Source organism: Prochlorococcus sp. MIT 1306 (assembly GCF_047304515.1).
Taxonomy (GTDB): domain Bacteria; phylum Cyanobacteriota; class Cyanobacteriia; order PCC-6307; family Cyanobiaceae; genus Prochlorococcus; species Prochlorococcus marinus_D.
This window is the reverse complement of record NZ_CP138959.1, coordinates 890,584-901,421: the sequence shown is the minus strand read 5'-3', so window position 1 is coordinate 901,421 and position 10,838 is coordinate 890,584. Positions and strand designations below refer to the sequence as shown.

10 protein-coding genes are annotated in these 10,838 nt (G+C 50.8%); 5 read left to right on the top strand and 5 right to left on the bottom strand.

Features of this window, described 5'->3' with window-relative positions; genetic code table 11:
- Positions 1–14: 14 nt before the first annotated feature.
- Genes folP through SIB74_RS04690 form a run of 3 tightly spaced genes read right to left on the bottom strand, consistent with a single transcriptional unit; the run spans position 15 to position 1,797 of the window.
- On the bottom strand, positions 15–881 hold the full coding sequence (folP, locus tag SIB74_RS04700; RefSeq protein ID WP_156486114.1) for a dihydropteroate synthase: 867 nt from the start codon (positions 879–881) through the stop codon (positions 15–17).
- Complete coding sequence (gene tpiA, locus SIB74_RS04695; RefSeq protein WP_063395962.1) at positions 835–1,566, bottom strand: triose-phosphate isomerase; 732 nt, start codon at positions 1,564–1,566, stop codon at positions 835–837. The genes folP and tpiA overlap by 47 nt, the downstream gene beginning before the upstream one ends.
- A gap of 33 nt (positions 1,567–1,599) precedes the next feature.
- Positions 1,600–1,797 (bottom strand): RNA-binding S4 domain-containing protein, encoded by a 198-nt coding sequence (locus SIB74_RS04690; RefSeq protein ID WP_036914615.1) that lies wholly within the window; start codon positions 1,795–1,797, stop codon positions 1,600–1,602.
- A 37-nt stretch (positions 1,798–1,834) separates the two neighbouring features.
- Between SIB74_RS04690 and SIB74_RS04685 the strand changes: the two genes are divergently transcribed.
- Entirely contained in the window at positions 1,835–3,592 is a 1,758-nt protein-coding gene (locus SIB74_RS04685) for an ABC transporter ATP-binding protein (protein WP_063395963.1), read from the top strand.
- A gap of 146 nt (positions 3,593–3,738) precedes the next feature.
- Positions 3,739–3,975, top strand: a complete 237-nt coding sequence (locus tag SIB74_RS04680; protein WP_197463291.1) for a DUF6447 family protein — start codon at positions 3,739–3,741, stop codon at positions 3,973–3,975.
- Positions 3,976–4,538: 563 nt separating this feature from the next.
- Here the strand turns inward: SIB74_RS04680 and SIB74_RS04675 are convergent.
- Positions 4,539–5,213: a DUF3386 domain-containing protein gene (locus SIB74_RS04675; RefSeq protein WP_063395966.1), complete on the bottom strand. Its 675-nt coding sequence runs from the start codon at positions 5,211–5,213 to the stop codon at positions 4,539–4,541.
- A 35-nt stretch (positions 5,214–5,248) separates the two neighbouring features.
- Positions 5,249–8,557, bottom strand: coding sequence for a carbamoyl-phosphate synthase large subunit (gene carB / locus SIB74_RS04670; protein WP_063395967.1), 3,309 nt, complete (start codon positions 8,555–8,557; stop codon positions 5,249–5,251).
- Positions 8,558–8,677: 120 nt separating this feature from the next.
- Between carB and SIB74_RS04665 the strand changes: the two genes are divergently transcribed.
- The 3 genes from SIB74_RS04665 (at position 8,678) to SIB74_RS04655 (ending at position 10,808) form a co-directional block, all read left to right on the top strand.
- Entirely contained in the window at positions 8,678–9,313 is a 636-nt protein-coding gene (locus SIB74_RS04665) for a DUF3318 domain-containing protein (RefSeq protein WP_011826028.1), read from the top strand.
- Positions 9,306–9,674, top strand: coding sequence for a ribosome silencing factor (rsfS, locus tag SIB74_RS04660; RefSeq protein WP_063395968.1), 369 nt, complete (start codon positions 9,306–9,308; stop codon positions 9,672–9,674). The genes SIB74_RS04665 and rsfS overlap by 8 nt, the downstream gene beginning before the upstream one ends.
- Before the next feature lie 156 nt (positions 9,675–9,830).
- Positions 9,831–10,808, top strand: a complete 978-nt coding sequence (locus SIB74_RS04655; RefSeq protein WP_063395969.1) for an asparaginase — start codon at positions 9,831–9,833, stop codon at positions 10,806–10,808.
- Positions 10,809–10,838: the final 30 nt, after the last annotated feature.

The following is a 10,838-nucleotide window of genomic DNA, read 5'->3' as shown; positions in this document are numbered from 1 at the left end:
AACTAAAGCCCCTATTACCACAGCCTTCTAGCCATTTGAAGGGTCTGATGGATTGGGCCCACATCATGCACTCTCACCATTGCCGCCTTCGCCTGCAGACAACGGCAGGCCACGGCGGCAGTACCCCATAGACGAGCCTCTGGGTCCGGTTGGTTCAAAACATCTCCGATGAAGCGTTTCCTTGAGGGGCCAACTAAAACAGGGAAGCCTTCAGAGCAAATCCTCTCTAGATGCTTCAACAAAATCAGATTTTGTTCAGTGGTTTTAGCAAAACCCAAGCCTGGGTCCCAAATCAACTGTTCAGATCGGATACCAGCCGCTAAAGCCTGTTCCGTTCGACGAAGTAGTCCAAGACGAACCTCTTCAATCACATCGCTATAAGTGGCGAGTTGATCCATGGATTGACTGTTGCCACGGCTATGCATCAACACATAGGGACATCCTGCTTCAGCAACAACCCGCAGCAACTCTGGATCACGCCTGCCGCCACTGACATCATTGATCCAATCTGCACCTGCTTGCAGAGCTGCCTCCGCCACCTCAACCAGGAATGTATCCACAGAGATCAACGCCTGCGGGTGAGCTGCACGTATTGCATGAAGAGCAGGCATCATTCTGTTCAACTCCTCTTGCCAGCCAACCTCCTCGGCCTTAGGCCTCGTGCTCTGGGCACCAAGATCAAGGACATCAGTTCCTTGCTTTAAAAGAAGAGTTGCCTGTGCAAGGGCACTAGCAGGGTCTAGATAATTGCCACCATCGCTAAATGAATCAGGAGTGATATTAATCACCCCCATCACATTCGTTCGCTGTCCCCAACCCTGAGGCCAAGGAGATTTAACTGGTTTGATAATTGGCAATGCGAGCAAAACTCTCTGGGTCAAGGGAAGCACCACCCACCAACACTCCGTCGATATCACTCATCGCCATCAACTCATCAATATTTCCTGGTTTGACCGATCCGCCGTACTGAATGATTAGTTCTGAAGCCCCGACCCAACGACGAATGAGGCCACAGATACGATTCGCCTCCGATGCTTCGCACGTCTTGCCCGTGCCAATGGCCCAGATGGGCTCATAAGCAACCACAAGTTTGTCTGGATCGGTGTCTTCCAGTCCCTGTTCCACCTGTCGTCGAATCACACGCTCAGCCTCTCCTCGTTCACGCTGCTCATCACTTTCACCCACGCAGACAATCGGGATCAGACCATGCGCTTGGGCTGAACGAGCACGACGGTTGATCTGTTCGTCGCTCTCACTGAAGTATTTGCGCGGTTCACTATGGCCAACAATCGCGTATCGCACTTGATGCTCCAGAAGCATCGTTGGCGAAACCTCTGCGGTATAAGCACCATCATCCTCCCAATGCACATTCTGGCTTGACAATTCCAGACGACTGCCGCCAACGGACTCTGCCATTGAGGAGATGGCGGTGAATGGTGGGGCAATCACTACATGACGGTCATTGGGAGTGGCTTCGATTAATGGCAGGAACATGGCCGTGTACTCCCGTGCCTGAGCACAGGTCATGTGCATCTTCCAGTTGCCAGCGATCACGGGTTTACGCACGCTCGGGTCCTCTGAAGTTCCGCAGGGGCTAACTTACGGCCCTGTCGAAGCATTGCCGACAAAGACCGCCTCATCTGTGCCCAATCGAACCCGGTTGCCTGAACTCAAATGGCGGCCACGCCTTGTTTCAACGGTTCCATTGACAAACACTTGCCCTGACTGGATCAGCTGTTTCGCCTCGCCTCCAGTGGCCACCCAACCCTGCCATTTAAGAAATTGATCCAACTTCATGGAATAAGCAGAGGGTTCACGCAACTAGTGTGACTCGATGTTTTCCTCCTCAGAAGCCGGCTTCCGCAGACTGCTTCCCCTCTTACGCCCTCACCTGCGCAGGCTGATCTGGGGAGGTGCGTGCATGCTGATTTACGTAGGCTGCTGGCCGCTACTGGCATGGCTTGCTGGGCAGCTGATTCCAGCGATCGGGGCAGGCAAGCTGGCCCAGGTTGTGCAAGTGATTGCCATAGCACTCACTGTTTTTCTGGTTCAAAAACTGGCTCAATTCGGCCAGGACACGATGCTTGCCGGGCCAGCATTGCGAGTGAGCCAAGACCTGCGTCGTGATTTGTTTGCACAGCTGCAACAAGTCGAACTAGGAGCCCTCGAGAAACTGTCTTCAGGAGATCTCACCTATCGGCTCACTGAAGATGCCGATCGCGTGGGAGAAGTGATTTACAAGACCATTCAAGACACCACACCAAGTGCTCTGCAATTGGTAGCGGTATTTGGCTACATGGTTTTTCTTGACTGGCAACTATCACTAGCCACCCTGCTGCTAGCGCCGATGGTGGCGATCTTGGTAAGCCAGTTTGGAGCAAGGGTCATGAGAGCTGCCGAACGCAGCCAACGTCAAGTGAGCGATCTTGCAGGGCTACTTGGTGAAGCAATCCAAGGCTTGCCATTAGTGAGAGCCTTTGCTGCGGAACCCTGGCTTCAGAAGCGCTTTGATGCCGAAGTTGATCTTCATCGTCAAGCGCGATACCAAACCCTGCGTTTGCTCGCTCTGCAACATCCTGTCGTGGGCTTCATCGAAGCCGCTGGCATCCTCACAGTCTTGGCGATTGGTGCCGCTCGAATTCAAACCGGCGGAATGGATGGGCAAAGTTTCAGCAGCTATGTGGCTGCCTTGCTGATGCTGATCGATCCCATTAGCCACCTCACCACGAATTTCAATGAATTCCAGCAAGGACAGGCCTCACTACGCCGCCTGCGAGAAATTGAACGCGAACCACAGGAACCTCCTGACATTGACCAGGCTGAACCACTAGGGCGCTTAAAAGGTGATCTAGTGCTTCGTCACGTCAGTTTTGCCTATGTCAATGAGCAGCAGGTGCTACACGATCTATCTCTAGAAGTGAAGGCTGGCCAAGTCGTGGCACTCGTGGGTCCATCTGGTGCTGGCAAGAGCACTCTGTTTTCATTACTTTTACGCTTCAACGCGGCCCAGCAAGGAAAGATTCTTCTAGATGGCCATGAGCTCGGCAAGGTGAAAGCCCAGGAGCTGAGACGTCAAGTGGCCTTGGTGCCGCAACGAACAACAGTCTTCTCTGGCAGCGTCGAGGAAGCCATTCTTTTCGGTCGAAGTGCGAGCCAGGACGAGGTCAAAGAAGCAGCAAGCCTTGCCAACGCTCACGATTTCATCGTGTCATTACCGGAAGGATATTCAACTCAATTAGAAGAACGAGGCACAAATCTTTCTGGTGGCCAACTTCAACGCATCGCAATTGCCAGAGCCGTGCTCGGCAACCCAGCCGTACTGCTGTTGGATGAAGCCACTAGTGCACTAGACGCAGAAGCAGAAGCAGCGATACAACTTGGACTACGTCGTGCCATGCAAGGACGAACGGTTATTGTCATTGCCCATCGTCTGGCAACTGTTCAGGAAGCCGATCAGATTGTTGTCCTAGAAAAAGGACGTATCAGTGATCGTGGAAGCCATGACGAACTAATGGCCCGTACGGGTCGCTATAGAGAGCTCTGCGAACGACAGTTCATTCGTGATTTGCAGAGTGTCTCAAAGAGAGACTAAGAGATGGAACGCATCCCATAGAATGAAGATCCAATCTTTGCTTCAATGCTAAAGGTAATGCTCTGTTTCCCCTGAAAATGGCTCCGAAATGGCCCTTAGGTAGGTCCAAAAGTACCAATGACACTCAAGAACAGAACTCAAACACGATGACTGACTCTGCAGCTAACAAGCCTGACCCTGTACTCACTTTTGAAGGTAAGCGTTACGACCTGAATTCACTACCAGATGAATTGAAGGAACTGGTCCGTGGCATGCAAGTTGCTGATGCCCAACTACGCATGCACGAAGACACACTCAAAGTGCTTGCATTGGGGCGTCAGACTCTGGCAATGCAATTGAATGAAAAACTCAAAGACGTCACCCCTCTACCAGACGCATCTTGAAGTGACGTTTTGCAGCCTCACGTCTACCCCCATTCAAATCGGTAGTTTTTACTGGGACCAAAGAATATTCGCAATCGCACTCACTAGAAAGCCAATCAGGCGAAGAACAACCATGAGCCCATAAGGGTATGAGCAACAGCCCAGACAAACCCTCGATCAGCAAGAGAGATTGCACCAGCGAAACCTGAAATAGTGCCAGTGTCATGTCCATGGCCATGGTGGCCAAAAGTTGATATCAGCAAAGTCTGCGAACTATTGTTCTAGCCTCATAAAAGCTAAGGCCAAATGACCCGCATGATCAACATGCAATAACAGTGGCGTATCAAGGGCATAAAGCCCACCCCATCATCATCAAGCTGGCTGTAAGCAAGATAAGGATGACAATTGGTCAACCACAGATGAAACTTTTATTCGAGTCAAAACAATCTTAATTGCGCCTAGAAATAGACAGCCTAAAAAGAATTGATTGGCTTTTTCAACAAAATCAACGCTGTCATCACTGACAATCAAGCAAAGACTGCCTATATTAATCTCAAATAAATTGACAACCATTATCATTTATTTCAAAGTTGTTCAAGTTCTACAAACTTAAACAACTGCTGTTCAGCAGCCGTTCCAGCAAAAGCATCTTTTTTCACTAACCTTTCACTCAATACCCATAAGCCATCATCAGCCAAGGGCACAAAAGTATCAGTGAACTGACTCATACCACTGGTAGGCTCATTTGTTTTTGGGTCGTGGTATTGACTGCTATAAGTATGACTTAGGTAGCCATAACCTGTATTCGTCGTACTTTTTGTAAAAATGGTCACCACTGTTCCGTGAATATGGCGATGAACCATCGTCACCACATCATTTTTGATGCGATAACGATCACCAAGATTTTTACCTCCAACGATCACTTCTAAGCCAACATCATCGTTGTTACCTGCGGTAAAAGTGTTTTCACCATGGGTCTTTTCAAAACTGCGTCGTACTCGATGTATGGCAACTTCCCATAGCTGGGAAGAGACAGCCTTAGCGATCAATTCATCTTCTATACCATCAACATGGGCCTTGAGATCTGCTCCCAACTCAAACTGCCCTTCCACGACGCGATCATCCTTGACCCAGAGACACCGACCCCGATAACCAGAAAAGACCGGATCCCAGGTGTAGCGATTCTCATAAGCCGCCTGAAATAGTTCTCGACAATCACTACCAGGAGCCAAAACAATAGGAGAAGCGTTAGCGATCACAGCAAGAATTTCAGTTGAGCAAGCCTAATGGGAGATCAAACATGGATGTCTTGAAGGGCCGCTACGGATAGTGACTGTTGCTGGAGTGCCGTGATTCCCTCGACAGCAGCTCGTGCTCCAGCAATCGTCGTAAGGGTAGGAACGGAGTAATCAAGAGCTGCTCGTCGCAAATATTTGTCGTCATGAGCGGCCTGACGGCCAATAGGTGTGTTGATCACCAACTGAATCTGACCAGAGCGAATCAAATCTTCGATATTGGGACGTCCCTCATGAACCTTGAGTACTGGCTGAACGTTCAATCCAGCCTGATTAAGGGCTTGAGCAGTTCCGGAAGTGGCCGTGAGATCAAAGCCAAGTTCAATCAGCCTTTCAGCCACAAGTAGTAGCGCTGGCTTATCCCGGTCATGAGTAGAGAGAAAGACAGTTCCATGAATTGGCAGGGGATCACCAGCTGCAATTTCAGACTTGGCAAACGCCATGCCAAAACTGGAGGCTGAACCCATCACTTCTCCAGTGGACCGCATCTCCGGGCCAAGCACCGAATCGGCCCCAGGGAAGCGACGGAATGGCAATACGGCTTCCTTGACAGACTGAAGAGGTGGTTGAGGCTCATGCGTAAGTCCAACAGCCGCCAACGTCTCTCCTGCCATGAGCCTAGTTGCGATCCTGGCCAGGGGTACTCCTGTGGCTTTAGCCACAAAAGGAACGGTACGAGAAGCACGAGGATTGGCCTCGATGATGAACACTTGCTCATCACCCGCTTCATCCCGCTGGACAGCGAACTGCAGATTGATCAACCCCTGAACTTTGAGCGCAAGGGCCAACGCTTCACTCCAGAGACGAATCGTGCGAAGGGCTTGCTCACCAAGAGAGATGGAGGGAAGGCAGCAAGCGGAATCACCTGAATGAATTCCAGCAGGCTCAATGTGTTCCATCAAACCGCCAATCACGACAACTCCATCAGAGTCACAGAGAGCATCAACATCAACTTCCACAGCATTTTCCAGATACTGATCGATAAGCACTGGATGATCGGGTTCGACCTGAACCGCTTCAGCCATATAGCGATTCAATTCTTGTTCATCAAACACCACCTCCATGGCTCGGCCTCCAAGCACATAAGAGGGACGAACAACAACGGGGTAACCAATGCGAAGTGCTACGGCTCGGGCATCTTCTTCACTGCGAGCTAAGCCATTACGAGGCTGGCGAATTTGAAGCTGCCGCAGGATCGCCTCGAACTGTTCACGATCTTCAGCCTGATCAATTGATTCTGGTGATGTACCCCATATACGTGTGCCTGTTGACTTTCCGATCGAACTCTCTAGCCAACGAAGCAAGGGAATCGCCAACTTGAGTGGGGTCTGACCACCAAACTGAACGATGACACCATTAGGCCGTTCAGCCTCGATCACATTGAGTACATCCTCAAGAGTAAGAGGTTCAAAATAAAGTCTGTCACTAGTATCATAATCAGTGGAAACAGTTTCGGGATTACTGTTAACCATCACAGTGACAAATCCCTTGTCCTGAGCTGCAAATGAAGCATGGCAACAGCAATAGTCAAACTCAATTCCTTGGCCGATGCGATTAGGACCACCGCCAAGAATCATCACTTTTGATCGCTCATCCGCAACGACCTCGCTTTCCGGCTCAAGTTTATACAATTGGTCATCAGAATCAAGACGGTACAGGGGTCGCTCATAAGTTGAGTAATGATATGGAGTAGTAGATGAAAATTCGGCAGCGCAAGTATCGACTGTCTTAAAAACAGGTTTGATATTTAACAGTTCACGACGAGCACGTACAGCGAGCTCCTCAGAACCTGTCGCCCAAGCAATCTGACGATCGGAATAGCCAAGCTGCTTCAAGCAGAGTAGAGACTCCTCATCCAATTCATCTAATGTGCGGCCATGCAGATGCGTTGTCTCAATGTTGATCAAATGGCGTAATTTGGCTAAAAACCAAATGTCAATTTTGCTCAAAGCGTAAATATCTTGGTCACTGCGTCCTGCCAACATCGCTGTTCTCACTGCCATGATCCGTTCAGGAGAAGGTGTGCGTAACAAACGCTCAATTTCTGTAGGAGTCAATTCTGGCTCCTGCCGATCACAACCCCAACCAGACCGCCCGATTTCCAGAGAACGCATCGCTTTTTGAAAAGACTCTTCGAAACAGCGACCGATCGCCATAGCCTCCCCCACAGACTTCATTGCCGTAGAGAGAACAGCAGGGCTGCCTTTAAACTTCTCAAACGCAAATCGCGGGATCTTCGTGACGACATAATCAATTGTGGGTTCGAAACAGGCTGGTGTCTTACCTGTGATGTCGTTAATAATTTCGTCAAGGGTATAACCCACAGCAAGACGAGCAGCAATCTTGGCAATTGGAAACCCCGTGGCCTTACTTGCCAGCGCTGATGATCGACTAACGCGCGGATTCATTTCAATAACAACCACCTCGCCATCATCTGGATTGATCGCGAACTGAATATTGCTACCCCCCGTAGCAACACCTATCTCACGAATAATGGCAATGGACTGATCTCTAAGCCTCTGATACTCACGATCGGTGAGAGTTTGCGCAGGAGCAACAGTGATGGAATCTCCTGTATGAACACCCATTGCATCGAGATTTTCAATGCTACAGACGATCACAACGTTATCCGCCAAATCACGCATCACCTCTAACTCGAACTCCTTCCAACCCAACAACGACTTTTCGATCAAGATCTGAGAAACCGGGCTGGCATCAAGACCGCTTTTGCAGATCGCTGCAAATTCTTCAGGGTTGTAAGCAATGCCACCACCACTGCCGCCAAGAGTGAAGGCCGGTCGGATGATGCGCGGAAAGCTATTAATCACTTCACCAACCTCTTCTGCCTCCTTGAGGCTGGAAGCAATCCCTGAAGGACAAACGTTGACTCCTATACGCTCCATCGCCTGCTTAAACAGCTGGCGATCTTCGGCCTTTCGGATTGCAGCTAGATCTGCACCGATCAACTCAACGCCAAAACGTTCGAGTGTGTGATTTTCAGCCAATGCCACCGCCAAATTAAGAGCCGTCTGGCCGCCCATGGTTGGCAGCAACGCATCAGGACGCTCTAACTCAATGACACGAGCCACTACCTCGGGTGTGAGCGGCTCGATATAGGTGCGATCAGCCATCTCCGGATCCGTCATGATTGAGGCCGGATTGGAATTCACCAACACCACCTCAAAACCCTCATCCCGCAAGGCCTTGCATGCTTGAGTGCCGGAATAATCAAATTCACAGGCCTGGCCAATCACGATCGGACCTGACCCCAGCAGCAGGATGCGACGCAGATCAGACCTACGGGGCATGGAATTTCAGGTATTGGCCAATCGCGACTAGCTTCCCACGCAACGTCAGAGATAGCTCAGGGAAAACACCCAGGCGCCATGTAGTCGCTAGCTTTATGAGTACGGAGAGAGATCAAGACCATGAGCGAACTCCAGCGCCTTAAGGGGCAGCTGCCGCCAGAGATGCAGAGCTGGGTGTTCGTGGAGGCGGCAGCAGCGGTTGATCCACCGCTCATCACCCTCGAGGAAATCGGACGCGATGAGGTCGAGATCCAAATCGATCTCGAACAATGGGACAATCTCGCGCTCGACCATCGCAACTTGCTCTTTTGGCATGAAGTCGGTCGAGTCCAGAACGACACCATTCCTCGCGATGGCTGGGAAATGGCTGCTCTAGCCATCGGCCTCGGCGGTGCAATTGGTGAACTCTGGGTTCAAGACGGATTGTTGCTACTAATGGCCCTAGGACTTTCTGGCTTCGCTGGATATCGGCTCTATTTAAAGAACAACTCTGAAAAGCGGCTTCAGGATGCAATCGCTGCCGATGAACGGGCCATCGATCTGGCCTGTCGTTTCAATTACAGCGTGCCGAATGCCTACAAGAGCCTCGGAGGTGCTCTAAAGGAGCTTGTGGAACAAACTCGCAAAAAGAAGAAGCGCAGCTTCTATGAAGATCGATTGGAAGCCCTTAGAAAAAGTGCTGGAAAAGCTCGAGCAGAGATGGCTGAACAGGAAGGATCTCGCCAATCCGTAAGCAGTGAGAACGTCTATGGATAGTGAACAGCTAGCAGAAATGGCCGCTGAAGCCTGCGACGATCGCAAAGCTACAGACATTCAACTGATCCGAATCGATGAGGTCTCCAGCCTGGCGGACTGGATGGTGATTGCCGGAGGACTGTCTGAAGTGCAAGTACGAGCAATTGCCAAATCTGTGCAAGATCGCCTTGAGGTAGAAGCCGATCGATTGCCATTGCGAAGCGAAGGTCTTAATGAAGGGAAATGGGCTCTGCTCGATTACGGCGAATTAATCGTGCATGTTCTACAGCCAAGCGAACGAGGCTTTTACGATCTGGAAGCCTTCTGGAGTCATGGAAAGCATCACGGCTTCATAAGCTCGAATCTCTCTAAAGCATCCTGAGACTTAAAAACACCACTTTGAATGAGTAGCAATTAACACCAACTCGAAGTTCCATTACTTGGTTATTTGGCACGAACCATGGACTTCATCACAAGCTTGTCATCAAAGGGGGCGAGTCTCTGCCAGGCTCTCTGAAGCCCAAAAGTCTGCTTGAGCATGAATCTTCCAACCTGGTTCGGAAGCTCCCAGCGTTCGAGCACAACGCCTCTTGAAGTAAGCCTTAAGCGTGGCTCCAGCGTGGAGTCGATCCATCGCGTGCATGCTGTGGTTTGCGATGGGCGAGGGCGCGTCCTGATGCGAGCGGGCTGTGCAGACTTTGAAACCTTCATCCGTTCAGCTCTAAAGCCCTTTCAAGCACTGCCATTTTTGAGTAGTGGTGCAGCAGAGCAAATGAACTGTGGGGAAAAAGGATTAGCAATCTGCTGTGGGTCACATTCAGGGACAGCCACCCATGCCCGCGAAGCCTTCAGGTTGCTTTGGAATGCCGAGCTAGACCCAAGCCTGCTGCAATGCCCGATCCCAACAGGAGGCACGAGCCCCCTAGAGCACAACTGCTCTGGGAAACATGCTGGTTTTCTTGCGACGAGCAAGAAAATGGGTTGGCCCCTTGATTCATACCTGCAAGGCAACCATCCTCTGCAAGTGGAAGTGAATCGACGCGTAGCCGAACTGCTTGGGCTACCGGCCGACGAGCTCGTAGCTGCCAGGGATGACTGTGGAGCACCAACCCTTCGCCTACGACTAGACCAAATAGCACTGCTCTATGCCCATCTCGGGGCATCACGTCAGGCAGAAATCGAACAAGTGATTAGGGCAATGTTGGCCCATCCTGAACTCGTAGCAGGGGAAGGCCGATTTGACACTGAGCTCATGCGACGAGCTCACGGACAAATCGTGAGCAAGGGTGGAGCAGAAGGTGTCCAATGTCTAAGTCGCGTTGGTGAAGGGATGGGTGTGGCGATCAAAGTAGAAGACGGATCCAAACGAGCAAAACATGCTGTAGCGCTCCACCTACTTCGCCAACTTGATTGGCTCACACCAACCGGACTGCAAGAATTAGAGGAACAGGTGTTGCTCATTGCTCCAGGTGTGCAGCTGGAAGTGGCCGGAGCTCTTCGATACCAGGAAACCTAAACAAAGACCAGGTTGGACAAGCCTCAAAAG

What these genes read in the sequence shown, in the direction of transcription:
- SIB74_RS04690 (WP_036914615.1), bottom strand. Translation starts at nt 1,797, where the DNA reads ATGAAGTTGGATCAATTTCTTAAATGGCAGGGTTGGGTGGCCACTGGA.
- SIB74_RS04685 (WP_063395963.1), top strand. Translation starts at nt 1,835, where the DNA reads ATGTTTTCCTCCTCAGAAGCCGGCTTCCGCAGACTGCTTCCCCTCTTA.
- carB (WP_063395967.1), bottom strand. Translation starts at nt 8,557, where the DNA reads ATGCCCCGTAGGTCTGATCTGCGTCGCATCCTGCTGCTGGGGTCAGGT.
- rsfS (WP_063395968.1), top strand. Translation starts at nt 9,306, where the DNA reads ATGGATAGTGAACAGCTAGCAGAAATGGCCGCTGAAGCCTGCGACGAT.
- SIB74_RS04655 (WP_063395969.1), top strand. Translation starts at nt 9,831, where the DNA reads ATGAATCTTCCAACCTGGTTCGGAAGCTCCCAGCGTTCGAGCACAACG.
- SIB74_RS04680 (WP_197463291.1), top strand. Translation starts at nt 3,739, where the DNA reads ATGACTGACTCTGCAGCTAACAAGCCTGACCCTGTACTCACTTTTGAA.
- SIB74_RS04665 (WP_011826028.1), top strand. Translation starts at nt 8,678, where the DNA reads ATGAGCGAACTCCAGCGCCTTAAGGGGCAGCTGCCGCCAGAGATGCAG.